The organism is Streptomyces xinghaiensis S187, assembly GCF_000220705.2.
In the GTDB taxonomy this organism is placed as follows: Bacteria; Actinomycetota; Actinomycetes; order Streptomycetales; family Streptomycetaceae; genus Streptomyces; species Streptomyces xinghaiensis.
Genome location: NZ_CP023202.1, coordinates 2,907,264 through 2,930,489 on the forward strand (window position 1 = coordinate 2,907,264; position 23,226 = coordinate 2,930,489).

General features: G+C 72.2%; 25 protein-coding genes. 6 read left to right on the plus strand and 19 right to left on the minus strand.

The window, feature by feature from the left end; translation table 11 throughout:
- Positions 1 to 94: 94 nt before the first annotated feature.
- Positions 95 to 382: a hypothetical protein gene (locus SXIN_RS12300; RefSeq protein ID WP_019707857.1), complete on the minus strand. Its 288-nt coding sequence runs from the start codon at positions 380 to 382 to the stop codon at positions 95 to 97.
- Positions 383 to 588: 206 nt separating this feature from the next.
- Between SXIN_RS12300 and coaA the strand changes: the two genes are divergently transcribed.
- Together coaA and SXIN_RS12310 are read left to right on the plus strand one after the other, a co-directional pair.
- Entirely contained in the window at positions 589 to 1,584 is a 996-nt protein-coding gene (gene coaA, locus SXIN_RS12305) for a type I pantothenate kinase (protein WP_039820640.1), read from the plus strand.
- A 35-nt stretch (positions 1,585 to 1,619) separates the two neighbouring features.
- The gene (locus tag SXIN_RS12310; RefSeq protein ID WP_019707855.1) at positions 1,620 to 2,591 is read left to right on the plus strand and encodes a DUF389 domain-containing protein; all 972 of its coding nucleotides are present in this window, start codon (positions 1,620 to 1,622) and stop codon (positions 2,589 to 2,591) included.
- Between the two features lie 46 nt (positions 2,592 to 2,637).
- Here SXIN_RS12310 and glmM read toward each other — a convergent pair whose 3' ends face one another.
- The 4 genes from glmM to SXIN_RS12330 all read right to left on the minus strand — a co-directional run bounded on the left by glmM (position 2,638) and on the right by SXIN_RS12330 (position 6,329).
- Positions 2,638 to 3,996, minus strand: a complete 1,359-nt coding sequence (glmM, locus tag SXIN_RS12315) for a phosphoglucosamine mutase (protein ID WP_019707854.1) — start codon at positions 3,994 to 3,996, stop codon at positions 2,638 to 2,640.
- A gap of 184 nt (positions 3,997 to 4,180) precedes the next feature.
- Entirely contained in the window at positions 4,181 to 4,669 is a 489-nt protein-coding gene (gene rpsI, locus SXIN_RS12320; RefSeq protein ID WP_019707853.1) for a 30S ribosomal protein S9, read from the minus strand.
- A 38-nt stretch (positions 4,670 to 4,707) separates the two neighbouring features.
- The gene (gene rplM / locus SXIN_RS12325; protein WP_019707852.1) at positions 4,708 to 5,151 is read right to left on the minus strand and encodes a 50S ribosomal protein L13; all 444 of its coding nucleotides are present in this window, start codon (positions 5,149 to 5,151) and stop codon (positions 4,708 to 4,710) included.
- 236 nt (positions 5,152 to 5,387) lie between these two features.
- A complete protein-coding gene (locus SXIN_RS12330) occupies positions 5,388 to 6,329 on the minus strand; it encodes a LysR family transcriptional regulator (protein ID WP_095756991.1) in 942 nt (313 codons plus the stop codon).
- Positions 6,330 to 6,403: 74 nt separating this feature from the next.
- On the opposite strand from SXIN_RS12330, the gene SXIN_RS12335 reads away from it, so the two are divergent.
- The gene (locus SXIN_RS12335) at positions 6,404 to 7,540 is read left to right on the plus strand and encodes an EamA family transporter (protein ID WP_095756992.1); all 1,137 of its coding nucleotides are present in this window, start codon (positions 6,404 to 6,406) and stop codon (positions 7,538 to 7,540) included.
- Here the strand turns inward: SXIN_RS12335 and SXIN_RS12340 are convergent.
- A complete protein-coding gene (locus tag SXIN_RS12340; protein WP_039820635.1) occupies positions 7,445 to 9,064 on the minus strand; it encodes an ABC-F family ATP-binding cassette domain-containing protein in 1,620 nt (539 codons plus the stop codon). The genes SXIN_RS12335 and SXIN_RS12340 overlap by 96 nt on opposite strands.
- Positions 9,065 to 9,120: 56 nt before the next feature.
- On the opposite strand from SXIN_RS12340, the gene SXIN_RS12345 reads away from it, so the two are divergent.
- The 3 genes from SXIN_RS12345 to SXIN_RS12355 all read left to right on the plus strand — a co-directional run bounded on the left by SXIN_RS12345 (position 9,121) and on the right by SXIN_RS12355 (position 14,206).
- On the plus strand, positions 9,121 to 9,960 hold the full coding sequence (locus SXIN_RS12345) for a hypothetical protein (RefSeq protein ID WP_039820634.1): 840 nt from the start codon (positions 9,121 to 9,123) through the stop codon (positions 9,958 to 9,960).
- A 400-nt stretch (positions 9,961 to 10,360) separates the two neighbouring features.
- Complete coding sequence (locus SXIN_RS12350; RefSeq protein WP_095756993.1) at positions 10,361 to 13,522, plus strand: helix-turn-helix transcriptional regulator; 3,162 nt, start codon at positions 10,361 to 10,363, stop codon at positions 13,520 to 13,522.
- A 231-nt stretch (positions 13,523 to 13,753) separates the two neighbouring features.
- Positions 13,754 to 14,206 (plus strand): hypothetical protein, encoded by a 453-nt coding sequence (locus tag SXIN_RS12355; RefSeq protein WP_019707849.1) that lies wholly within the window; start codon positions 13,754 to 13,756, stop codon positions 14,204 to 14,206.
- Between the two features lie 122 nt (positions 14,207 to 14,328).
- On the opposite strand, the gene SXIN_RS12360 is transcribed toward SXIN_RS12355, so the two are convergent.
- The 13 genes from SXIN_RS12360 to secY all read right to left on the minus strand — a co-directional run bounded on the left by SXIN_RS12360 (position 14,329) and on the right by secY (position 23,222).
- Positions 14,329 to 14,811: a VOC family protein gene (locus SXIN_RS12360; RefSeq protein ID WP_019707848.1), complete on the minus strand. Its 483-nt coding sequence runs from the start codon at positions 14,809 to 14,811 to the stop codon at positions 14,329 to 14,331.
- A 164-nt stretch (positions 14,812 to 14,975) separates the two neighbouring features.
- A complete protein-coding gene (truA, locus tag SXIN_RS12365; RefSeq protein WP_095756994.1) occupies positions 14,976 to 15,860 on the minus strand; it encodes a tRNA pseudouridine(38-40) synthase TruA in 885 nt (294 codons plus the stop codon).
- Between the two features lie 111 nt (positions 15,861 to 15,971).
- A complete protein-coding gene (gene rplQ / locus SXIN_RS12370) occupies positions 15,972 to 16,523 on the minus strand; it encodes a 50S ribosomal protein L17 (RefSeq protein ID WP_019707846.1) in 552 nt (183 codons plus the stop codon).
- A gap of 183 nt (positions 16,524 to 16,706) precedes the next feature.
- Positions 16,707 to 17,729 (minus strand): DNA-directed RNA polymerase subunit alpha, encoded by a 1,023-nt coding sequence (locus SXIN_RS12375; RefSeq protein ID WP_010473911.1) that lies wholly within the window; start codon positions 17,727 to 17,729, stop codon positions 16,707 to 16,709.
- A gap of 118 nt (positions 17,730 to 17,847) precedes the next feature.
- Entirely contained in the window at positions 17,848 to 17,985 is a 138-nt protein-coding gene (locus SXIN_RS31270) for a hypothetical protein (protein WP_019707845.1), read from the minus strand.
- Between the two features lie 5 nt (positions 17,986 to 17,990).
- The gene (gene rpsD / locus SXIN_RS12380) at positions 17,991 to 18,617 is read right to left on the minus strand and encodes a 30S ribosomal protein S4 (RefSeq protein ID WP_019707844.1); all 627 of its coding nucleotides are present in this window, start codon (positions 18,615 to 18,617) and stop codon (positions 17,991 to 17,993) included.
- A gap of 28 nt (positions 18,618 to 18,645) precedes the next feature.
- Positions 18,646 to 19,050, minus strand: coding sequence for a 30S ribosomal protein S11 (gene rpsK / locus SXIN_RS12385; RefSeq protein ID WP_009715860.1), 405 nt, complete (start codon positions 19,048 to 19,050; stop codon positions 18,646 to 18,648).
- A 102-nt stretch (positions 19,051 to 19,152) separates the two neighbouring features.
- The gene (rpsM, locus tag SXIN_RS12390; protein WP_019707843.1) at positions 19,153 to 19,533 is read right to left on the minus strand and encodes a 30S ribosomal protein S13; all 381 of its coding nucleotides are present in this window, start codon (positions 19,531 to 19,533) and stop codon (positions 19,153 to 19,155) included.
- Between the two features lie 163 nt (positions 19,534 to 19,696).
- Positions 19,697 to 19,810: a 50S ribosomal protein L36 gene (gene rpmJ, locus SXIN_RS12395; protein ID WP_003956441.1), complete on the minus strand. Its 114-nt coding sequence runs from the start codon at positions 19,808 to 19,810 to the stop codon at positions 19,697 to 19,699.
- Between the two features lie 61 nt (positions 19,811 to 19,871).
- Positions 19,872 to 20,093, minus strand: a complete 222-nt coding sequence (gene infA, locus SXIN_RS12400; protein WP_003956442.1) for a translation initiation factor IF-1 — start codon at positions 20,091 to 20,093, stop codon at positions 19,872 to 19,874.
- A 192-nt stretch (positions 20,094 to 20,285) separates the two neighbouring features.
- Entirely contained in the window at positions 20,286 to 21,128 is an 843-nt protein-coding gene (map, locus tag SXIN_RS12405) for a type I methionyl aminopeptidase (protein ID WP_019707842.1), read from the minus strand.
- 121 nt (positions 21,129 to 21,249) lie between these two features.
- Positions 21,250 to 21,906 carry an adenylate kinase gene (locus tag SXIN_RS12410; protein WP_019707841.1) on the minus strand — a complete coding sequence of 219 codons (657 nt, stop codon included), beginning with the start codon at positions 21,904 to 21,906 and terminating at the stop codon, positions 21,250 to 21,252.
- Entirely contained in the window at positions 21,906 to 23,222 is a 1,317-nt protein-coding gene (gene secY / locus SXIN_RS12415) for a preprotein translocase subunit SecY (RefSeq protein ID WP_019707840.1), read from the minus strand. The genes SXIN_RS12410 and secY overlap by 1 nt, the downstream gene beginning before the upstream one ends.
- Between the last annotated feature and the right edge of the window lie 4 nt (positions 23,223 to 23,226).

Genomic DNA, 23,226 nt, shown 5'->3' on the forward strand with positions numbered 1-23,226 from the left:
ACCGGTGGCCGGCCGCCTCGGGGGCCCGGCGAGGGCCCGGCACCGTTCACGGCGGCGGCCACGGCGGCGGCCTCACGAGTGGAGCGGCGTGCCGTCAGCCGCCCCGTTCCATCCGGTCCCGGGCGTCCCGCAGCAGCCACAGGAACTCGGACTCCTCGCAGCTGGGCTTGGAGCCCGTCCGGTAGAGGTCTATGGAGTCGTCGAGGTCCTCCATCAGGTCCTCGTCGGGCAACTCGTCGGCCAGCTCGCTGACGATCCGTCCCGCCGCTCCCCGCCGTTCCGCGCGGGCGTCGGAGCGCCGGGGCCGCGGCGCCGGGCCGCCCTGCCCCCTGCCGAACAGGTGGCCGAAGATCCGGGCCGGGCCGTGCACGGATACGGACATGGGTTCCCCCCTGGTCGCGGGTGCGGACGGCCGGCGGGACGCGCCCGCGCCCCGCTCCCCCGAGCAGGTTTCCGGCCGGCGTTCCGTTGCCCGAACGTTATGCCGTGCCGAACATTCTGTGTAGGCCCCGGGGAGAACGGATGTGCGCCGCGCGGGGCGCGCTTCCGCACCCCCGCGCCCCGCCCCGCTCCGTGCCCACCCGCACAATGGGCCTCGTGTCCCTCACCGAGCCGCAGCAGCGACGCCGTTCCGACGCCACCCCCTATATGGATCTCACCCGTGCGGAGTGGAGTGCGCTGCGCGAGCGGACCCCCCTGCCCCTGACCGCGGACGAGGTCGAACGCCTGCGCGGTCTCGGCGACGTCATCGACCTCGACGAGGTCCGCGAGGTCTACCTGCCGCTCTCCCGGCTCCTCAACCTCTATGTGGCCGCCGCCGGCAATCTGCGCGGCGCGCTCAACACCTTCCTCGGCGACACCGCGAGCGGGCACGGCGTCCAGCCCGGCACCCCGTTCGTCATCGGCGTCGCGGGGAGCGTCGCCGTCGGCAAGTCCACCGTGGCCCGGCTGCTCCAGGCCCTGCTGGCCCTCTGGCCGGAGCATCCCCGGGTCGAACTCGTCACCACGGACGGCTTCCTGCTCCCCAACGCCGAACTGCACCGGCGCGGCCTGATGTCCCGCAAGGGCTTCCCCGAGTCGTACGACCGGCGGGCGCTGACCCGCTTCGTCGCCGAGGTCAAAGCGGGCCGGGACGTGGTCACCGCCCCCGTGTACTCCCACCTCATCTACGACATCGTGCCGGGCGAGCGGCTGACCGTGCGCCGCCCCGACATACTGATCGTCGAGGGCCTCAACGTCCTCCAGCCCGCCCTGCCGGGCCACGACGGACGCACCCGGGTCGGCCTCGCCGACTACTTCGACTTCAGCGTCTACGTGGACGCGCGGACCGAGGACATCGAGCAGTGGTACCTCGGCAGGTTCCGCAAGCTGCGCGAGACCGCCTTCCAGAACCCGTTCTCGTACTTCCGCAAGTACACCCAGGTCTCCGAGGAGGAGGCGCTGGACTACGCCCGGCGGATGTGGAGCACGATCAACCGGCCCAACCTGGAGCAGAACATCGTCCCGACCCGGGGCCGCGCCAACCTCGTCCTCCGCAAGGGCTCCGACCACAAGGTGCAGCGGCTGAGCCTGCGCAAGCTGTGACCCGGCCCGGGGCCCGGCGCGCGTAATCTGCGCCCATGCTGCAGCTCCGGATCATCTGCCCCGCCGACCGCACCGAGCAGGTCACGGCGCTGCTGCGGCGGGCCGTGGGCACCGCCAACCTGATGGTCGTCCCGGGGGCCGGACGGGACCCCGCCGGGGACCTGGTGGTCTGCGACGTGGCGCGCGAGGCGGCCGACGAGGTGACGGACGAGCTGCGGGAGCTGCGCCTCCACGAGGACGGCTCGGTCGCCCTCCAGGACATCGCCGTCTCCCTGTCGCGACGGGCCGAGCAGGCCGAGCGGGACGCCCCGGGCGAGCCGGCGGACGCGGTGCTGTGGGAGGAGCTCTCGGAGGCCACCCACGAGGAGTCGGCCGTCTCGGTCACCTATCTGGCGTTCATGACGGTCGCGGTGATGATCGCGTCCTGCGGCGTGATGCTGGACAACGCCGTCCTGATCGTGGGAGCCATGGCGGTCGGCCCGGAGTTCGGGCCGCTGTCGGGGGTGAGCACCGGGCTGGTGCTGGGACGCCTGCGGGAGGCCGGACGCTCGTTCACCGCGCTGACCGCGGGGTTCGCGGTCGCCGTGGCCGCCGCCACGGCCTTCGTCCTGGCGCTGGACGCGACCGGGGTGTTCAGCGCGGACATGCTGGCCGGCGAGGACGGGCCCACCGAGTTCGTCTGGCAGCCGGGCCATGTCTCGCTGGTGGTGGCACTGCTCGCGGGCATCGCCGGGACGCTCTCGCTGACCTCGGAGAAGTCGGGCGCCCTGATCGGCGTGGCGATCTCCGTGACGACGGTTCCCGCGGCGGCCAACGCGGCCGCCGCGCTGGCCTACGGCGACCTGGAGGAGCTGCGCGGCTCGGGTCTGCAGCTCGCGGTGAACCTGGCCGGCATCATCGCCGCGGGCGCGCTCACCCTGCTCGTCCAGAAGAAGCTGCTGGAGCGGACGAAGCGGCGTGAGCGCGCCCTGGCGGAGCAGCGGGCCGGGGGCGGGGCGGGGCAGTAGCAGGCGCCGGCCGGTAGCGGGCACCGGCCGGACGCCCGGCGCGGGGCTAGCCGAGCGCTGACTTCACCGCGTCGGCCAGCCGTCCGGCGACCGAGCGGGCCTGCTCGGTGTCGGGCGCCTCGACCATCACGCGGACCAGCGGTTCCGTCCCCGAGGGGCGGAGCAGCACCCGCCCGGTGGCGCCGAGTTCGCGCTCCGCGTCGGCGACGGCCGCGGCCAGCTCGGCGCTGGAGTCGACCCGGGACTTGTCCACGTCGGGGACGTTCACGAGGACCTGCGGCAGCCGGTCCATGACGGACGCCAGGTCCCGCAGGCCGCGTCCGGTGGCGGTGATCCGGGCGGCCAGCATCAGGCCGGTCAGCGTGCCGTCGCCGGTGGTCGCGTGGTCGAGGATGATGACGTGGCCGGACTGTTCGCCGCCGAGGGCGAAGCCCTCCCGCTTCATCTCCTCCAGGACGTACCGGTCGCCGACGGCGGTCTGCACCAGTTCGATGCCCTCGCGCTCCATGGCGAGTGTGAAGCCGAGGTTCGACATCACGGTGGCGACGACGGTGTTCTTCCGCAGATGGCCCTGCTCCCGCAGGCCGAGCGCGAGGACGGCGAGGATCTGGTCGCCGTCGACCTCGTTGCCCTCGGCGTCGACGGCGAGGCAGCGGTCGGCGTCGCCGTCGTGGGCGATGCCGAGGTCCGCGCCGTGCTCCAGGACGGCGTCCCGGACCAGGGAGAGGTGGGTGGAGCCGCAGCCGTCGTTGATGTTGAGGCCGTCCGGGTCGGCGGCGATGGTGACGACCTCGGCGCCGGCCCGCGCGAACGCCTCCGGGGAGACCCGGGCGGCCGCGCCGTTGGCCTCGTCGAGGACGACCTTGAGGCCGTCGAGACGGTTCGGGAGGACACCGATGAGGTGCGCGACGTAGTTGTCGAAGCCCTCGTCGTAGTTGCGGACCCGGCCGACACCCCCGCCGGTCGGACGGTCCCAGGGCTCGCCGGCGCCGTGCGAGGTGTAGAGGGCCTCGATGCGGTCCTCCAGCTCGTCGGCGAGTTTGTGGCCGCCGCGGGCGAAGAACTTGATGCCGTTGTCCGGCATCGGATTGTGGCTGGCCGAGAGCATCACGCCGAGGTCGGCGCCCAGCGCGCCGGTGAGGTACGCCACCGCGGGGGTGGGCAGCACACCGACGCGCAGGACGTCCACACCCGCGCTGGCGAGGCCCGCCACCACGGCCGATTCCAGGAACTCCCCGGACGCGCGCGGGTCACGTCCCACCACGGCCGTCGGGCGATGGCCCTCGAACGTACCCGCCTCGGCGAGCACATGCGCCGCCGCGACCGACAGGCCGAGCGCGAGCTCGGCGGTCAGATCCGCGTTGGCGACACCGCGCACACCGTCCGTGCCGAAGAGTCGTCCCACTGGTGTCCTCCGTCTGTGCTGCACAGGTGCCGCGCACGGCCGCACACTGCTGTGATCTCGCCGGGAGCCTGCCTGGCTTCGGGGCGTCCTGCTGCCTGTATACGCCTCTGGCCGACCATATGACGAACGCCCCGGCAGGCACGGAGTGTGCCCGCCGGGGCGAGTCGTACGGTGGGGTGAACGCTCAGCGCTTGCTGTACTGCGGCGCCTTGCGGGCCTTCTTGAGACCGGCCTTCTTCCGCTCGACGGCGCGGTCGTCGCGGCTCAGGAAGCCGGCCTTCTTGAGGGGGCCGCGGTTGTTGTCCACGTCCGCCTCGTTCAGGGCGCGGGCCACGCCGAGGCGCAGCGCACCGGCCTGGCCGGAGATGCCGCCGCCGCTGATGCGGGCGATGACGTCGTAGCGGTTGTCGAGCTCCAGCACCTTGAAGGGCTCGTTGACTTCCTGCTGGTGCACCTTGTTGGGGAAGTACTCCTCAAGGGTGCGACCGTTGATCTTCCACTTGCCACTGCCCGGCACGATGCGGACGCGGGCGATGGCGTTCTTGCGGCGGCCCAGGCCGGCGGCCGGCTGCGGGTTGCCGAAGCGGGACGCGAGCGACTCGCTGGTGTACTCCTCGACGCCGGGGGTCTCCTCGACGTCGACGACGGGGGCTTCTGCGGTGGTCTCGGCCACGATTCTCCTCAGATTCTCTTCTGTTGGGGGTGGCCGGACTACTGCGCGACCTGGGTGATCTCGAACGGAACCGGCTGCTGGGCGGCGTGCGGGTGCTCGGAGCCGGCGTAGACCTTCAGCTTCGAGAGGACCTGGCGGCCCAGCGAGTTCTTCGGGATCATGCCCTTGATGGCCTTCTCCACGGCCTTCTCGGGGTTGTTCCGCAGCAGGTCGTCGTAGCGGACGGACCGCAGACCACCCGGGTAGCCGGAGTGGCGGTAGGCCAGCTTCTGGGTCCGCTTGTTGCCGGAGAGGTGCACCTTGTCGGCGTTGATGATGATGACGAAGTCACCAGCGTCAACGTGCGGCGCGTACACCGGCTTGTGCTTGCCACGCAGGATGGTGGCGGCCTGGGAGGCCAGGCGTCCGAGAACCACGTCGGTGGCGTCGATGACGTACCACTGACGCTGGACGTCGCCGGGCTTGGGGCTGTACGTACGCACGGTCGTTAGCCTTCGCTTCTGCAGTGATGGGGTCTCCCCCAGCCCGCCAGGGCTGTGGGGAAAGGTCCTGACAAGGTCACCCGGACGATCACGACAGCCGTGGCGCCACGGGTGACGCAGCCCGTGCCTGCCGCTGGTGTTCGGCCCGGTGGACCGGCGTAAGGCCCCCTCACGTGAGATAGAGCAAGCCAATACGCATAACGAACCCGCAGAATACCGGCCCGCCCCCACGCCGGTCAAAACGCCTCCCGCCCGCCGGCCGGGACCGCGCCCGGCCGCGCGGCGGCGGCCCCGCGGAGCGCGTCGAGCCCGGCCGCGACGGCCGGGTGCCCCGCCCCGCCCCGCCGCGTCCCCGCGACGATCCGCCGGAACGGCACGGGCTCCCCGGTCAGCGGCACCCGGACCACCGCGTGCGGGGACGGCAGCGGCACCAGCCGCGGCAGCAGGCACACCCCGAGCCCCTCGGCCACCAGCGCCGACACCGCGAACCACTCCTTGGCCTCGTGCGCCACCCGCGGCGTGAACCCCGCGGCGGCGCAGGCGGCGGCCAGCAGCCCGAAGGTGTCGTTGTCCCGCCGCTTGACGATCCAGGGCTCGGCCGCGGCCTCGGCGAGGGTCACCCCGCCCGGCCGGGCCAGCCGGTGCCCCTCCGGCACCAGAAGGTCCTGACGGTCGTCCAGCAGCGGGAACTGTTCGAAGCGCGGGTCGGGCACCGGCGGCACCCCGGGGCCGGGCAGCACGAGGGCCAGATCGGTCTCACCGGCGAGCAGCAGCCGGAAGCAGTCGCCGCTCTCCTCCTCCCTCACCTGGGCCGTCAGCCCCGGATGGGCGGCACGCAGCGCCGTCACGGCCGGGGCGGCCAGCGCCGCGACGGCCGAGGAGACGCCGCAGAGCCGGAGGGTGCCGGTGATCTCCCGCCCCTCGGCGGCCAGTTCGGCCCGGGCCGCCTCCCACTGGGTGTGCAGCGTCTCGGCGTGCCGCAGCAGGATCCGCGCGGCCGGTGTGAGCCGTACGCCGCGCCCCTCGGGCCGGAGCAGCTCGACGCCGAGCTCGCGCGCGAGCTGCCGCAGCTGCTGGGAGACGGCGGAGGGGGTGAGGTGGAGCGCCGCCGCGGTCTCCGTCACCGTGCCGTGCTCGGCCAGGGCGCGCAGGACTCGCAGTCTCCGTAAATCGACCATGTAGCAAATGCTAAAGGAATTCGACCCCAAACGTTCGATGGACGTACACAGTTGGGGCGCCGGAGCCTTGGGGGATGAGGGAGTCCACCGCCCCCGTTCTGGTGCTGGGCAGCATGCTCAGCATCCACTTCGGTCTGGCCGTGGGGAAACAGCTGTTCGACACGGTCGGCCCGATGGGGGTCGTGGCCCTGCGGCTGGGCCTGGCCGCCCTGCTGCTGCTCCTCATCCACCGGCCCGCACTGCCGCGCACCCGGGCCGACGTCCTCCTCGTCCTCGCCTTCGGGACGTCGATCGCCGGCATGAACCTCGTCTATCCCGCGCTGCGGTACCTGCCGCTCGGCACGGCCTCGGCCCTGCAGCTCATCGGGCCGGTCACGCTCGCGCTGCTGGCCTCCCGGCGGACGGCCGACCTCGCGCTCGCCGCCCTGGCGGGCCTCGGCGTCTGGCTCTTCCACCTGCCCGGCGGGGCCGGGCTCCCGCTGCCCGGGGTGCTGCTCGCCCTGGCGTCGGGCGCCTCCATGGCCTGCTACCTGCTGCTCAGCCGGCAGGCCGGGGCCCGGTCCGCCGGCGGAGCGCCCCTGGCGCCGGCCGTCGCCTGGTCGGCCGTGCTCACCGTGCCGTTCGGGGCGGCGGAGAGCGGGACCGCGCTGCTGGGGACGCGGGCACTGGCCGTCGGCGCGCTGGTGGCCGTCTTCGCCACGGTGCTGCCGTACTCGCTGGAGATGGCCGCACTGCGCCGCATCCCGCCCCGGACCGTGGGGGTGCTGCAGAGCCTCGAACCGGTGAGCGCGGGGCTCGCGGGCGCCGTCCTGCTGTCCGAGCACCTGGTGCCGGTGCAGTGGCTGGCGCTCGGCTGCGTCGGCGCCGCGAGTTCCGGCACGGTGCTCCGGGTACGGGGCCGGCGCCGGGGCCGGCCGGCGGACGCCCGTGCCGCCGGGGAGATCCCGGCAGGCCGGGCCCGGGCGGCCCCGGCCCGGACCGGCCCCGGCGGAGCGGCGCGGCGGGTGCCCGGGCCCGTGCCTCCGCAATCGGGCACCCGGGCGGCCCGGGGCGGGGCCCCGGGGCTGCACGGCCGGGCCGGGCACCCGGCGGGACGCGCCGGGCCGGCCCGCGGCTCAGCGGGCGCGGGCCACCCGGGTCTCGTCCCACACCGGCTCCGGGGTCTCCCGGACGACGCCGTCGGCACCGAAGACCAGGAACCGGTCGAATGAACGGGCGAACCAGCGGTCGTGCGTCACCGCGAGCACCGTTCCGTCGTAGGCCTCCAGCGCCTGCTGGAGGGCGTCGGCGCTCTCCAGGTCGAGGTTGTCCGTCGGCTCGTCCAGCAGCAGGGCCGTGGTCCCCGACAGCTCCAGCAGCAGGATCTGGAAGCGCGCCTGCTGGCCGCCGGAGAGCCTGCCGAACGGCTGGTCGCCCTGGCGCTCCAGCTCGTACCGGCGCAGCACGCTCATGGCGGCGCCCCGGTCGCGCGCGTGTTCGGTCCAGAGAATGTCGGTGAGGGTGCGCCCCTCCAGCTCCGGGTGGGCGTGGGTCTGCGCGAAGTGGCCGGGCACCACGCGGGCGCCGAGCTTCCAGCTTCCGGTGTGGGCGACCCCGTCACCGGCCAGCAGCCGCAGGAAGTGCGACTTCCCGGAGCCGTTCGAGCCGAGCACGGCGACCCGCTCGCCGTAGTGGACCTCCAGCGAGAAGGGCCGCATCAGCCCGGTCAGCTCCAGCCGCTCGCAGGTCACGGCCCGTACGCCGGTACGGCCGCCGCGCAGCCGCATCCGGATGTCCTGCTCGCGCGGCGGCTCGGGCGGCGGGCCGGCCTCCTCGAACTTGCGCAACCGGGTCTGCATCGCCCGGTAGCGGGAGGCCATGTCGGGGCTGTTCGCCGCCTGCTGCCGCAGCCGCAGCACCAGCGCCCTGAGCCGGGCGTGCTCCTCGTCCCAGCGCCGCTTCAGCTCCTCGAACCGGGCGAAGCGCTCCTTGCGCGCGGCGTGGTACGTCTCGAAGCTGCCGCCGTGCACCCAGACGTCACTGCCGGCCACCCCCGGCTCCACGCTGATGATCTTGCTCGCGGAGCGGGCCAGCAGCTCGCGGTCGTGGCTGACGAAGAGGACCGTCTTGCGCGTCTCGCGCAGCCGCTCCTCCAGCCAGCGCTTGCCGGGCACGTCAAGGTAGTTGTCCGGCTCGTCGAGCAGCAGCACCTCGTCCGGACCGCGCAGCAGCGCCTCCAGCACCAGCCGCTTCTGCTCGCCCCCGGAGAGGGTGCGCACCTCGCGCCACTGCGCCCGTTCGTACGGAACGCCGAGCGCGGCCGTGGTGCAGATGTCCCACAGCGTCTCGGCCTCGTAGCCGCGGACCTCCGCCCAGTCGCTGAGCGCCTGCGCGTAGCCGAGCTGCGCCGCCTCGTCGTCGGTGGTCATGATGGCGTGCTCCGCCGCGTCGACCGCCCGCGCCGCCGTGCGGATACGGGGCGGGGCGACGGACACCAGCAGGTCGCGCACCGTCCGCTCGTCCCGTACCGAGCCGACGAACTGGGACATCACCCCCAGGCCGCCGCCGACCGTCACCGAACCCCCGTGCGGCGTGAGCTGACCCGCGATCAGTTTCAGCAGAGTCGTCTTGCCCGCGCCGTTGGCCCCGACGAGGGCCACGGCCGATCCCTCACCGACCCGGAACGAGGCGTCGACCAGCAGAGGTCTGCCGTCCGGCAGGTAATACTCGACGTGCGCCACTTCCACATGCCCCATGCGGGCGATTGTCACAAGACAACAGCCGGGGTACCAACCGGTTTAGACTGCACCGCATGAGCTTTGGGCAAAGGGGCTTTTCGGGGCCCGGGGGTTCCTTCGATTCTTCGACGCCCGACTGGGGCGCCATGGCGGACCGGACCGCCGCCCGCAACCGCCGCCGCAAGATGCTGCTGATCGGCGGAGGGGCCGCCGCCACGGCCATTGTCGGCACCATCGTGGCCTTCGGCGTCGTCAACGGGGGCAATGCCGAGGGCAGACAGGAGGGTCTCCCCGCACCGGAGACCCTGCCCAGCGAGCCACAGCAGCCGGAACCGTCCTTTTCGGAGGTCAAGCCGCCGCCTCCGCCCGACCCGCGCGAGTTCATCTCGGACGCCGACAAGGACACGGCACCGCTCACCGCGACCACCCTGTTCCCGGACACCCGGATGACCATGGCCAGCCGGGCGTACGGCAAGGGCGCCACCGACTCGGTCACCAACTGCGCCACCGCCGCCTCCGGCCGGCTCGCGCCAGCGTTGACGGAGAACGGCTGCGACCAGGTCATCCGGGCCACGTACACGCGGGACGGCGTCGCGGTCACCGTGGGCGTCGCCGTCTTCGGCACCGAGGCTCAGGCGGCGAAGGCCAAGGAGGACGCGACCGGCAACATCCGGTCACTGCCCGGCGACGGCGTGCCGGTCTTCTGCCGGGCCACGGCCTGCCGGCTGACGGCCAACTCCATCGGCCGCTACGCCTACTTCACGGTCGCCGGCTACACCTCCGGCGAGGACGTCACCACCGCCGACACCCGGGCGCGGCAGGCCGGCAAGGACGTCGCCGACTACACCTTCAACAGCATCGTCGACCGGGGCGAGGCGCAGGCGGCGAAGGCGGCCACGGCCCAGGCCGGCTGACCGACGGACGGGGCGCCGCCGGAAGGCGGGGCAGCTCCGGACGAGGCGATTCCGGCCGATCGTTCCAGCTGATCGTACCGGCCGCGGTCCGGCCGCCCCGGGCCCGTCCGGCGGCCCGGGCCGGGGCCTCCGCCCCGCGGAACGAGACCGCCCGGCCCACCGCCCTCGCGCCGCGTCCCGCCCCGTCCCTCCCGTTCCGGCCGGGTCCTGTCCGGTCCGCTCCGGTCCGCTCCGGTCCGGCCCGGTTCCGGCAATAGCGGCCGGGCCATTGCCGCTCGCGCACCGGGCTGGTTAAGGTCGGCGCGTTATCCCGTCCCGTCCCGCTCCGAGCCGGGAGGACACCATCACAGGCACCCCGGCCGTTCCGGCCGCAGCCGCCTTCCGGTCCGCGCCCCGTCTGGTGGGCCGGGCGGCTCTCCTCGCCTCCGTGGAATCCCGCATCGCCGCGGGCGGCAGCGTCGTCCTGACCGGCCCGAGCGGCATCGGCAAGACGGCCCTGCTGGAAGCCGCCGGCGCGGCCGCCGCCGCACGCGGCGAACTGGTATTGCGCGCCGCCGGTGCCGAGACCGAGCGCTGGATCCCCTACGCGGCGCTCGCCGAGCTGCTGAGCCAGGTGCCCGCCGCGTGGCTGGACGCCCTCCCGGGGCCGCAGCGCGCCGCCATGGACGGGGTGCTGCTGCGCGACCGTCCCGCCGTCACCGCGGGCCGCGCGCAGTTCGCCTGCCGGCTCGCGTGGCAGACGCTGCTCACCCGCTGCGCGGAGGCGGGACCGGTGCTGCTGCTCCTGGACGACGCCGAGTGGCTGGACACGGCCTCCGCCGACACCCTCGCCTACGCGGCGCGGCGCCTGACCGGCGGCGCCGTGCGCGTCCTGCTCGCCGGGCAGCGGCCGGAGCAGGCCGTGGACGCGGCCCCGGCCGGCGCGGGAGCGGAGTCCGGCGCTCCCGGCGGCCCGCTCCCGGACCCCGGTACGGGCACGGGCACCGCCCCGGGGACGGGATACGGCCGGGCACGCCGGGCCCCGTGGCCCGTACCGCCCGGCACCGCCGAGATCGCCGTACCCCCGCTCGCGCCGGACGAACTGGCCGAACTGCTGGACCAGTACGGCCTGCCGGCCCGGGTGGCGAACACCGTGCACGCGGAATCGGGCGGCAATCCGTATCTCGCCCTGGCGCTCGGCGGCGCGTTCACCGACCGCCTCCCCCGGCACGGCCGTCCCGTCCCGCTCCCCCGGCATGTGCACGCCCTCATCAGCGAGCGGGTCGCCGCGCTGCCCTCGCAGACCCGCGAGACGCTGCTGGTCGCCGCGCTGGCCGCGCATCCCACGGCGGAGCTGCTGCTGCGGGCGGGCCGCGCGGACGCCGAGCGGGACATCCGCCGTGCCGTCGAGGCCGGGCTGCTGGTGAGCGAGAGCGGCACCCTGCGGTTCACCCCGCCGGCGGTCGGCACCGTCCTGGCCGAGTCGGCGTCGGCCGGGCACCGGGCCGCCACACACACCGTGCTCGCCGGGGTCGTGACCGACGCGGCGGGCCGCGTCCGGCACCGCGCCCTCGCCTCCGCCGACCCCGACGCGGAGGTGGCCCGCTCCCTGGTCACCGCCGCCGAGGCGGCCCGCCGCCAGGGCTCCCACCGGCTGGCCGCGGAGCTCTACCTGCTGGCCGCGGACCGCACACCGTACGAGTTCGAGGCCGAGCGCCTGGAGTGGCTGGTGGCCGCCGCGGAGGTCGGCGCGGCGGCGGGACTCCCCGGCATCGTGCACCGCGCGGCCGACGCCGTCCTCGCCGCCGACGCCCACCGCGACCAGCGGGTACGGGTCCGGCTGGCGCTCATCGACCTGTCCGGGCAGGCACTCGCCGAACGGGACGAGGTGTTCGCCGCCGCCCTCGTCGACGCGGGCGACGACCCGTCCCTGCTGGCGCCGCTGCGGCTGCGGCTGTCCTGGGCGGCGCTGGTGGACGGCCGTCCGGGCCCCGGCGCCGAGGAGGCGGAGCGGGCCGCCGGACTGGCGCGCGCCGTCGGCGACACCGACACCGAGGCCATGGCCCTCTGCATCCGCGCGATCGCCGCCCGGGTCATGGGCCGCCCCGACCACCGGGCGATCATGGATGCCGCGCTGGCCCTGCCGCAGCCGGCCGTCGACGGCCGGCTGCACATGGCGCCGCGCTTCCACGCCGCCCGGTTCGCCGTCTTCGACGACCGGCTGGAGGAGGCCCGGCAGGACCTGCTGCGGATGCTCGCCCTCACCGAGCGGGGACACGGCGAGGAGGTCATGGAGGTCCTGCGCAGCCTCTCCGAGGTCTCGGCCCGGCTCGGCCGGTGCGCGGACGCGCTGCACTTCGCCGACCGGGCGATCCGCATCACCGAGGACGCCGCGCTCAGCCCCGGTCCCGCCTGGTACAACGCCGCCGTCGCGGAACTGGCGGGCGGCAGCGTCCAGCGGGCCGTCGCCTACGCGGAGCGCGGGGTGCGCGCCTCCGAACAGGAGCGCGACTCCATCTTCCTGGGACGCCATCTGCACGTCCTGGGCCAGGCCCGGCTGCGCGGCGGAGACGTGCGGCGCGGGGTCGATGCGCTGCTCCGCATCCGCGCGCTGGAACGCGAACAGGGCGTGTCGGCGCCCCTGGTGCTCCGCTGGCACAGCGATCTGGCGGCCGGGCTGACGGCCCTCGGACGCCACGAGGAGGCGGCGGAGACCATCGCCTCGGCACGCGAGGCGATCACCGTGGAGCTCGGCGGACGGCACGACGGCCCGGGCGGCCCCGAAGCCCCCGGCGGCCCCGGCGGCTTCGGCGACCCCGGCGGCACGGCAGCCGGCAAGCGCGAAGCCGGAGCGCGCACCCGTACGGACCGCCGGCCGGGCCCCGCGGACCCCGGAGAGCCGGGTACGCCCGGCACCCTTCCGCCCGGCGCCGGCGTCATGGCGCAGCTCGACCGCGCCGAGGCCGCCCTGCTCGCCGCCCAGGGCCGCCCCGACGCGGCCGTACGCCTGCTCGAAGAGGCCGCGCACCGCTTCGAGGTGCTGGGACAGCCGCTCGAACGCGGTCACTGCCTGCTGGTCCGCGCCGGAATCGAACGCCGACGGCGCCGTACCGCCGCGGCCCGTACGGCCGTCAGCGAGGCGCTCGCCCTCTTCGCCCGCCACGGCGCGAAGCCGTGGACGGAGCAGGCGGGCCGCCTGCTGGCCCAGGTCGACGGCACGACGGCGGAACCCGGCCGGACGGGCCCGGCCGGCGGCACCGCGCTCGGCGTCCCGTCCGGCGCGGGCGCGGCCGCCACGGTCCGCGAGCCCGGGGCGGCACCGGGGCACGGGAGCGGGGCCGGAGCCGCCGCGTTCGCCGTCCTGACGGACTCCGAGGAGCGGATCGCCGTCCTCGTCGGCGAGGGGGCCACCAACCAGGAGGTCGCGGCGCGGATGTTCCTCAGCGTCAAGACCATCGAGGCCTCGCTGACCCGCATCTACCGCAAGCTCGGCATCCGCTCCCGCACCCAGCTCAGCTCCTGGCTGAGCTCGGCGTACGGCCTGTCGGACGGCCCGTGGCCACCGGCCTCACCCCACGCGTGACCCGGCGCCGTCCGTCCGACCGTACCCACCCCCACCGGACTCCCCGCCCCGCGCCGGCGCCAGGCCCACCTCCTCCCGACACGGTCCGTCACCGTCCGGCAACAGCCCGGTCCGGCGGTTCCGGCGGGCCGTGACGGGCCCGCGCAAGGGCTGTCCAGCCCCGCGGCGCGCCGCTACGGTGTTCGGATCTTCAACGGGGTACGGGGCCTACGGGGCGAGGGAGCGGGAATCGTGGCGGAAGCCTGGACCACCAAGGAACAACTGGCCGCCGCGATGGACCACTTCATGCGGCAGCTCCCCGGGTGGCGGCGGCCCGCCGCCCACGGGCTGGGCCTGATCACGCCCTCGGGCACCGAGTTCCCCGTGGTCAACGCCGGTGAGCACTATCTGCCGGCCGCCGTGCTCTCCACCGTCTGCGAACACCGGGTCGGCACCCGCACCTACCCCGTCACCGTGGACCAGCTCGACGAGGCCATCGGGCTCCTCGCCCCCGCCGGGGCGTGCCCCGACTACGACCACCCCAATCTCGCCGCCTGGCGCCACCTCCGCCACCGGCTCCCGGACACGGTGGACTACGACGCGCCCGCGAGCCTGGTCGCCGTCTTCGTCGACCGGCTCGACGACCCGCCCGTCGACGCCCACGACGCCCGCTTCCGCCACCTCCTCGCCCAGCGCGCCGGCTGAGGCCCGCGGCCGGCGGTCTCCTCGGCCGTCGTACGGGCCGGCGGAACGCACCTTCCGTGACCGGGACCCCCGTGTGCCCCGGTCACGGACGACGCGGCCGGCCCGCGCCCCCGCCGGGCGGGCTACGCGCCCTCGTAGGCCTTCCGGAGCTCCGCGATGTCGAGCTTCTTCATCCCGAGCATCGCCTCGGTCGCCCGCTTGGCCTTCTCCGGGTCCGGGTCGCCGACCATGTCGAGGAGCACGGCCGGGACGATCTGCCAGGACACCCCGAACCGGTCCTTCACCCAGCCGCACTGGACCTCCTGGCCGCCCCCCTCGGTGAGCCGGTCCCAGTAGTGATCCACCTCGGCCTGGTTCTCGCACGTGATCTGGAACGAGATGGCCTCGGTGAAGCTGAACTCCGGCCCGCCGTTCAGCGCGACGAACTTCTGGCCGTTGATCTCGAAGTCCACGGTGACCACCGAGCCCGCGGGCCCGGGACCGGCCTCGGTGTAGCGGCTAGTCTTCCCGATCCGCCCGTCCTCGAAGACCGAGGTGTAGTACTGCGCCGCCTCTTCGGCGCGGCCGTCGAACCACAGACAGGTGGTGAAGCCCTTTTCGATCATGGGTGCCCTCCTGGAGCGCGAGAGTGTTTACCCATACCGACCGCCCCGGGACGGCAAACTCATCGCTGCTCCGGCGGAGAATCACCGCCGCCCGGACGCCCCGCCCCGGAGCCGCCGGTCGCCCGCCGTCCCGTCACCGGTGGCCGGCGGCGACCGCGGCCCAGCTACCGCCCGGCCGCCCCCGCGGCGGCCGCCGCCCCCGGCAGGCTCCGCTTGTTGCGGGCCGCCAGATTGCGGGCCGCCAGCTGGTCGTCGGCCGGGTAGCCGACCTCCTCCAGGGTCAGCCCGTGCGGCCGCACGACGTTGACCGCCGAGTGGCGGACCCGCCCCGCCAGGACCTCGGCCGGGAAGCCCACCGGCCGGTGCCCGTCGCCCACCAGCAGCATGGACCCCACCAGCGCACGCACCATGTTGTGGCAGAAGGCATCCGCGCGCACGGTCGCCACCGCCAGCCCGGCGTCCTCCCCCCCCGGGCCGGGCCGCTCCCAGTGCAGGTCGAGCAGCGTCCGGATGGTGGTCGCGCCCTCGCGCTTCTTGCAGTACGCGGCGAAGTCGTGCTCCCCGAGCAGCCTGGCCGCGGCCTCGTTCATCAGATCGACGTCCACCGGCCGGTCGTGCCACAGAACGTGACCGCGCCGCAGCGGATCCACACCACCGCGGTGATCGCCGACCCGGTAGGCGTAACGCCGCCAGATCGCCGAGAACCGGGCGTTGAAGTGCGGCGGCGCCTCGCTCACCCGCCAGACCCGCACATCGTGCGGCAGCCGCCCCGCGAGCCGCCGCAGCAGCTTCCCGCCGTGCTCGGCCCAGACCTCCTCCGCCAGATCGACGTGGGCGACCTGGCCCCGGGCGTGCACTCCGGCGTCCGTGCGCCCGGCCACGGTCAGCTCGACCGGGTACGGCAGCCGCATCACGACCCGCAGCGCGTCCTCCAGCTCCCCCTGGACCGTGCGCCGCTCGCGCTGCCGCGCCCAGCCCGAGAAGTCCTTCCCGTCGTAGGAAAGGTCCAGCCGCACCCGTACCTGTCCCGGCTCAACGTCGTCACTCATCCGAAGATCCTCTCACCAGACGCGGAACGGGCCCGCCCCAGAGAACTGGAGCGGGCCCGTCCGTACAGCCTGCTGTGGCAGCCGGCCGTGGAGCGGAAGGCGGCGCCTGGATCAGGCGTCCTTCTTCTCCTCGCCGGACTCCGTGGCCTCGGCGGCCTCGGCCTCGGCGGTCGGAGCCTCGGACTCGGCGGCAGCCGCCTCGCCCTGGTCCTTCTTGAGGTCCGCGACAGCCTGGTCACCGGCGGCGTCCTTGGCGGAACGCTTGGTGGCGGCCTCGGCCTCACCGACAGCGGTCTGCTGCACGGTCAGCGCCTCGACCAGCTCGATGACGGCCATCGAGGCATTGTCACCGCGACGGTTGCCGATCTTGGTGATCCGGGTGTAGCCACCCGGACGGTTCTCGTACCGCGGGCCGATCTCCGTGAACAGGGTGTGGACGACACCCTTGTCGCGGACCGTCTGGAGCACCTGGCGGCGGTTGTGAAGGTCGCCCTTCTTCGCCTTGGTGATCAGACGCTCGGCCACCGGGCGCAGCCGGCGGGCCTTGGCCTCGGTGGTGGTGATGCGGCCGTGCTCGAAGAGCGCGGTGGCGAGGTTCGCCAGCATCAGCCGCTCGTGCGCGGCGCTGCCGCCCAGACGGGCACCCTTGGCGGGCTTCGGCATGTGTGTCTCCTCAGTCTCTGCACCGGCCGTATCAGGTACCGGTGTCAGTGTCCGTACGGGCTCGTGCCCGCCGGAACCCGGGAACCGGCGGTTCCCGGAGGCTTGCGTCCGGGCCGCGCGCCCGGCGGGGCGGCACCCCGGCACCCGGTGCCGGGACCACCACCCCGCCGGAGGCGGAACGGCTCAGTACTGCTCGGTCTCCACGAAGCCCGCGTCCGCGTCGTCGTCCGCCCCGAAGGCGTCAGCGGCGGCGGTCGGGTCGAATCCGGGCGGGCTGTCCTTGAGGGCCAGGCCCATGCCGGCCAGCTTCGCCTTGACCTCGTCGATCGACTTGGCACCGAAGTTGCGGATGTCCAGCAGATCGGCCTCGCTCCGCGCCACGAGCTCGCCCACGGAGTGGATGCCCTCGCGCTTGAGGCAGTTGTACGACCGGACCGTGAGCTCCAGCTCCTCGATCGGCAGCGCCAGATCGGCGGCCAGGGCGGCGTCCGTCGGCGACGGGCCCATGTCGATGCCCTCGGCGTCGATGTTGAGCTCGCGGGCCAGACCGAACAGCTCGACCAGGGTTTTGCCGGCCGACGCCATGGCGTCACGAGGACGCATGGCCTGCTTGGTCTCGACGTCGACGATCAGCTTGTCGAAGTCGGTCCGCTGCTCGACACGGGTCGCCTCGACCTTGTACGTGACCTTGAGCACCGGGCTGTAGATGGAGTCCACCGGGATCCGGCCGATCTCCTGGCCCAGCTGCTTGTTCTGGACGGCGGAGACGTAGCCGCGACCGCGCTCGACGGTCAGCTCCATCTCCAGCTTGCCCTTGCCGTTCAGCGTGGCGAGGACGAGGTCCGGGTTGTGCACCTCGACACCGGCCGGCGGCGCGATGTCCGCCGCCGTGACCAGCCCGGGGCCCTGCTTGCGCAGGTACATCACCACGGGCTCGTCGTGCTCGGAGGAGACGACGAGCTGCTTGATGTTGAGGATGAGGTCGGTGACGTCCTCCTTGACGCCCGGCACGGTCGTGAACTCGTGCAGGACCCCGTCGATCCGGATGCTGGTGACGGCGGCACCGGGGATCGAGGAGAGCAGCGTACGGCGGAGGGAGTTGCCGAGGGTGTAGCCGAAGCCCGGCTCCAGCGGCTCGATCACGAACCGGGAGCGGTATTCGTCGACGACCTCTTCGGTCAACGAGGGGCGCTGAGCGATCAGCATGGATGTACTCCTTCAGTCTTCGGCACCCGCTATTTGATGCCGGACAGTGCCAAGGATACGGGCGGCCGCCGCGGGTCTCCCCCGCTTCGGCCGCCCGCCCCTCAGCTGTTACGAGCCCTTACTTCGAGTAGAGCTCGACGATCAGCTGCTCCTGCACCTGGGTGTCGATGCTGCGATCCCCCGGGGAGCGATCCCCGTACCCCAAGCAGCGCGCGTGGCGCCGCCCGGGGAGAAGCCGCAGGAGCAGTCGGCTCACCCGGATTACTTCGAGTAGAGCTCGACGATCAGCTGCTCCTGCACCTGGGTGTCGATCACCTGGCGCTCGGGCAGGCTGTGCACGAGGATCCGCATCTTCGACGGGATGGCCTCCAGCCACGCCGGAACGGTCTTCTCGCCGGCCTCCGCCCGAGCGACGACGAACGGCGTCAGCTCCAGCGAGGACTTGCGGACCTCGATGATGTCGTTCACGGACACGCGAGCCGACGGGATGTCGTTCTTGCGGCCGTTGATGGTGATGTGACCGTGCTTGACCAGCTGACGGGCGTGGTCGCGGGACTTGGCGAAGCCCGCGCGGTAGACCACGTTGTCCAGCCGGGTCTCGAGGATGCGCAGCAGGTTCTCGCCGGTCTTGCCCTGCTTGCGGTTGGCTTCCTCGAAGTAACCACGGAACTGCTTCTCAAGGACACCGTAGATACGAGCGGCCTTCTGCTTCTCACGCTTCTGCAGCAGGTACTCGCTGTCCTTGGTGCGCCCGCGACCGTGCTCACCCGGGGGGTAAGGACGGATCTCGATCGGGCACTTCGCGCTCTCGCACTTGCTCCCCTTGAGGAAGAGCTTCTGCTTCTCCCGACGGCATCGCTTGCAGTCGGCCCCGGTGTAACGCGCCATTGTTTGTTTGTCTCCTACTTCAGCCGGCTCAGACGCGACGGCGCTTGGGCGGCCGGCATCCGTTGTGCGGGGTGGGGGTCACGTCCTGGATCGAGCCGACCTCGAGGCCGGTGGCCTGGAGGGAGCGGATCGCGGTCTCACGGCCGGAGCCGGGACCCTTGACGAAGACGTCGACCTTGCGCATGCCGTGCTCCTGCGCGCGGCGCGCGGCCGACTCGGCGGCCATCTGCGCGGCGAACGGGGTCGACTTGCGCGAGCCCTTGAAGCCGACGTGGCCGGCCGAGGCCCAGGAGATCACGTTGCCCGTGGGGTCGGTGATCGAGACGATGGTGTTGTTGAACGTGCTCTTGATGTGAGCGTGCCCGTGGGCGACGTTCTTCTTCTCCTTGCGGCGCACCTTCTTGGCGCCGGCCGTACGGCTCTTCGGAGGCATACTCAGAAACTCCTGTGGAGGTGGTCGGTCCTACCTGCCGGACCGCGGTGACAGCGGACCCCGGGACGCATCCCGGAGGACCGCAGTGGCGTCCGGAGCGGACTACTTCTTGCCCGGCTTCTTCTTGCCGGCGATCGCGCGACGCGGGCCCTTGCGGGTGCGGGCGTTGGTGCTCGTACGCTGACCGCGGACGGGCAGACCGCGGCGGTGGCGCAGACCCTGGTAGCTGCCGATCTCGACCTTGCGGCGGATGTCGGCCTGGATCTCGCGGCGGAGGTCACCCTCGGTCCTGAGGTTGGCGTCCACGTACTCGCGGATCTTGATCAGATCCTCTTCGGCCAGGTCCCGGACACGGGTGTCCGGGTTCACGCCCGTGGCGGCCAGCGTCTGCTGGGCCAGGGAGCGCCCGATACCGAAAACGTAGGTGAGGGCGACCTCGACGCGCTTCTCGCGCGGGAGGTCAACGCCGGAAAGGCGTGCCATCGATTGGCTCCTGATTGCATCGGAGGTCTTCCACAGCATCTCTCCCGGCGGCCCGGCCGCCGGGTCCCCGGCCTCCGCCGGGGGTGTCGTCCCTGCGCGAGGAACGGATGACTGCGGTTCTGTCTGTGTTGCGTCGCGCGAACTGCTTCAGTGCGGGTCGGTGTCAGCCCTGGCGCTGCTTGTGGCGCAGGTTGTCACAGATGACCATGACCCGGCCGTGACGGCGGATCACCTTGCACTTGTCGCAGATCTTCTTGACGCTCGGCTTGACCTTCATGGGATGTGAGGTTCTCCGGGTCGTGCGACCGCACCGCCCGAAGGCGAAACGATCACGAGATCTACTTGTAGCGGTAGACGATCCGGCCGCGCGTCAGGTCGTACGGAGAGAGCTCCACCACGACCCGGTCGTCGGGAAGGATACGGATGTAGTGCATCCGCATCTTGCCGCTGATGTGCGCGAGGACCTTGTGACCGTTCTGGAGCTCCACCTTGAACATGGCGTTCGGCAGAGACTCGATCACGGTGCCCTCGATCTCGATGGCACCTTGCTTCTTGGCCACGCTTCGCCTTTCGAATCGGCTACCTTGATCGGCTCACGGCATGCCCGAGGACAGGCGTGACCCGACGTGTCAGTCTACGCGACGGCAACCGGAAAGACTAATCAGGATTCCCCCGTGCGGAGATCCTTATGCCTCCGCGCCGCCGCCGGTCTTGTCGCTCCGCCCCGGCCCTCCGCGGCCGGGGGCGCCGGCTCAGGATCCGGCGCAGGGGTCCGGGGCCGTCGTGATCCCGTACTCCGCCAGCTTGGCCCGGCCGCCGTCGAAGGCGGTGAGCACCAGCGGTCCCTCCTCGGTGAGGGCCACCGAGTGCTCCCAGTGGCTGCTCCAGCTGCCGTCGTCGGTCTTGACGGTCCACTCGTCGGCGAGGACGTGCGTCCTGGGAGTGCCGAGACTCACCATCGGCTCGATCGCGATGCAGAAGCCGGGCACCAGGCGCGGGCCGCGGCCGCGCTTGCGGTCGACGTAGTTCAGCAGATGCGGGTCCATGTGCATCTCCGAGCCGATGCCGTGGCCGCCGTAGTCCTGGATGATCCCGTACTTGCCGCCGGACGGACGGGGCTGGCGGCGGATGTAGCCCTCGATCGCCTTGGAGATGTCCACCAGGCGGTTGCCCTGCTTCACCGCGGCGATGCCGGCCCACATCGACTCCTCGGTGACCCGGCTGAGCTCCACGAGCTCCGGCGCGTGGCCTCCGCCGACGAAGACGGTGAGGGCGGCGTCGCCGTGCCAGCCCGCGATCACCGCTCCGGCGTCGATGGAGATGATGTCGCCGTCGCGCAGCACGGTCGTGGTGTCCGGGATGCCGTGCACCACCACGTCGTTGACCGAGGTGCAGATGGTCGCCGGGAATCCGCCGTAGCCCAGGAAGTTGGACTTGGCGCCGTGCTCGGCCAGCACCTTGCGGGCGATGTCGTCGAGGTCCTTGGTCGTCGCCCCCGGGACCGCCGCCGCCCGGCACGCCTCATGGATGCGCGCGACGACCAGCCCGGCCTCGCGCATCTTCGCGATCTGCTCCGGGGTCTTGATCTCCACCATGGGGGCGCCTTCCGCCTTCCGTCGTCACCGGATCCGTTCACCGTCCGGTCCGTGCGTACACAACAACGGTACGGCCGCGATGCCCCGAGGGGCGCCGCGGCCGTACCGTACTTCTCTGCTCTCAGACCGCCTGGCGGTCGAGTGCCGCCATCGCCCGCTCGGTGACCTCGGCCACCTTGCCGAGCGCCGAGATCGTGACCACCAGGCCCTGGGCCCGGTAGTAGTCGATGATCGGCTCGGTCTCCCGGTGGTAGACCTCCAGCCGCTTGCGGACGGTCTCCTCGCGGTCGTCCTCACGCTGGTAGAGCTCGCCACCGCACTCGTCGCAGACGCCGTCGGTCTTCGGCTTCTTGTACTCGACGTGGTAGGTGTGCGCGCTGTCGCTGCGGCAGGTCCGCCGGCCGGCGATCCGCTTCACGACCTCGTCCTCGGGGACCTCCAGGTCCAGCACGCCGTCCAGGCTGATGTCCTGTGCGGCGAGGATCTCGTCGAGCGCCTTGGCCTGGTCGAGATTGCGCGGGAAGCCGTCCAGCAGAAAGCCCTCGGCGGCGTCCGCCTGGCTCATGCGGTCCTTCGCCATTCCGACCGTCACCTCGTCGGGGACGAGTTCCCCGGCCTTCATGAACTCCTGCGCCTGTTTGCCGAGGGGCGTGCCCTGGCTGATGTTGGCGCGGAAGAGATCACCGGTGGAGATGTGCGGAATGGAGAGATTCTTGGCCAGGTACGCGGCCTGCGTACCCTTTCCGGCGCCAGGCGGCCCGACGAGGACGATTCGCATCAGCGGAGGAACCCTTCGTAGTTACGCTGCTGAAGCTGGCTCTCGATCTGCTTCACCGTCTCCAGACCGACACCCACGATGATGAGGATGCTGGTTCCGCCGAAGGGGAAGTTCTGATCGGCGTTGAACAGAACCAGTGCCACCGTTGGCACCAATGCGATCAAGCCCAGGTACAGCGAGCCCGGCCACGTGATGCGGTTGAGCACGTAGCTCAAGTACTCAGCGGTCGGACGTCCAGCCCGGATGCCCGGGATGAAGCCACCATACTTCTTCATGTTGTCGGCGACTTCTTCGGGGTTGAAGGTGATCGCCACATAGAAGAACGCGAAGAAGATAATCATCACAAAGTAGACGATGATGTACATCGCGCTGTCGGGTGAGACCAGATTCGCCTGAATCCAAGTCGCCCACCCGGCGGTGGAGTTGCTGAACTGGACCAGCAGGGCCGGAATGTAGAGCAGCGAGGCCGCGAAGATGACGGGAATCACACCCGCCTGGTTCACCTTCAACGGAATGTAGGTGGACGTACCGCCATAGGACCGGCGGCCGATCATGCGCTTCGCGTACTGCACCGGAATACGGCGCTGTGCCTGCTCGACGAAGACCACGAGCCCCACCATCGCCAGACCGACCAGGATCACGGCGCCGAACTCCAGCCAGCCGTCCATGATCTTGCCCGAGAGCTTGATCTGCCACAGCGAACCGGTGAAGCCGGCGGCGATCGCGATGAACATCAGGATCGACATGCCGTTGCCGATGCCGCGGTCCGTGATGAGCTCGCCGAGCCACATCACCAGGGCGGTGCCGGCGGTCATGGTGATGACCATGTTCATGGTCGTGAAGATCGACTGGTCCGGGATGATCTCGGACGCCCGGTCACAGCCCGGGAAGAGCGAGCCGCTGCGGGCGGTGGCCACCAGGCCCGTGCCCTGCAGAACACCGAGCGCCACGGTCAGATAGCGGGTGTACTGCGTGATCTTCGCCTGGCCGCTCTGGCCCTCCTTCTTCAGGGCCTCGAGCCGCGGAATCACCACCACGAGCAGCTGCAGAATGATGCTGGCCGTGATGTACGGCATGATGCCGAGGGCGAAAATCGTCAGCTGCAGCAGTGCGCCGCCGCTGAACATGTTGACCAGGCCGAAGAGATCGCCGCCCTGGCCCTTCGCCGCATCCATGCAGTAGTTGACGTTGACGTAGCTGACCCCGGGGACCGGAATATGGGCCCCGAGTCGGAAGAGCACGATGATGCCCAACGTGAACAGCAGCTTCTTGCGCAGGTCGGGCGTCTTGAACGCCCGGGCGAACGCGGTGAGCACGGTG

Coding starts and splice junctions, on each gene's coding strand:
- map (WP_019707842.1), bottom strand. CDS start 21,128: ATGGTGGAGATCAAGACCCCGGAGCAGATCGCGAAGATGCGCGAGGCC.
- rplQ (WP_019707846.1), bottom strand. CDS start 16,523: ATGCCGAAGCCCGCCAAGGGTGCCCGTCTGGGCGGCAGCGCCGCGCAC.
- rpmJ (WP_003956441.1), bottom strand. CDS start 19,810: ATGAAGGTCAAGCCGAGCGTCAAGAAGATCTGCGACAAGTGCAAGGTG.
- rpsD (WP_019707844.1), bottom strand. CDS start 18,617: ATGGCGCGTTACACCGGGGCCGACTGCAAGCGATGCCGTCGGGAGAAG.
- SXIN_RS12310 (WP_019707855.1), top strand. CDS start 1,620: ATGCTGCAGCTCCGGATCATCTGCCCCGCCGACCGCACCGAGCAGGTC.
- SXIN_RS12340 (WP_039820635.1), bottom strand. CDS start 9,064: ATGGGGCATGTGGAAGTGGCGCACGTCGAGTATTACCTGCCGGACGGC.
- rpsM (WP_019707843.1), bottom strand. CDS start 19,533: ATGGCACGCCTTTCCGGCGTTGACCTCCCGCGCGAGAAGCGCGTCGAG.
- SXIN_RS12345 (WP_039820634.1), top strand. CDS start 9,121: ATGAGCTTTGGGCAAAGGGGCTTTTCGGGGCCCGGGGGTTCCTTCGAT.
- SXIN_RS12360 (WP_019707848.1), bottom strand. CDS start 14,811: ATGATCGAAAAGGGCTTCACCACCTGTCTGTGGTTCGACGGCCGCGCC.
- SXIN_RS12375 (WP_010473911.1), bottom strand. CDS start 17,729: ATGCTGATCGCTCAGCGCCCCTCGTTGACCGAAGAGGTCGTCGACGAA.
- truA (WP_095756994.1), bottom strand. CDS start 15,860: ATGAGTGACGACGTTGAGCCGGGACAGGTACGGGTGCGGCTGGACCTT.
- coaA (WP_039820640.1), top strand. CDS start 589: ATGGGCCTCGTGTCCCTCACCGAGCCGCAGCAGCGACGCCGTTCCGAC.
- SXIN_RS12330 (WP_095756991.1), bottom strand. CDS start 6,329: ATGGTCGATTTACGGAGACTGCGAGTCCTGCGCGCCCTGGCCGAGCAC.
- SXIN_RS12335 (WP_095756992.1), top strand. CDS start 6,404: ATGAGGGAGTCCACCGCCCCCGTTCTGGTGCTGGGCAGCATGCTCAGC.
- SXIN_RS12300 (WP_019707857.1), bottom strand. CDS start 382: ATGTCCGTATCCGTGCACGGCCCGGCCCGGATCTTCGGCCACCTGTTC.
- SXIN_RS12410 (WP_019707841.1), bottom strand. CDS start 21,906: ATGCGAATCGTCCTCGTCGGGCCGCCTGGCGCCGGAAAGGGTACGCAG.
- rpsK (WP_009715860.1), bottom strand. CDS start 19,050: ATGCCTCCGAAGAGCCGTACGGCCGGCGCCAAGAAGGTGCGCCGCAAG.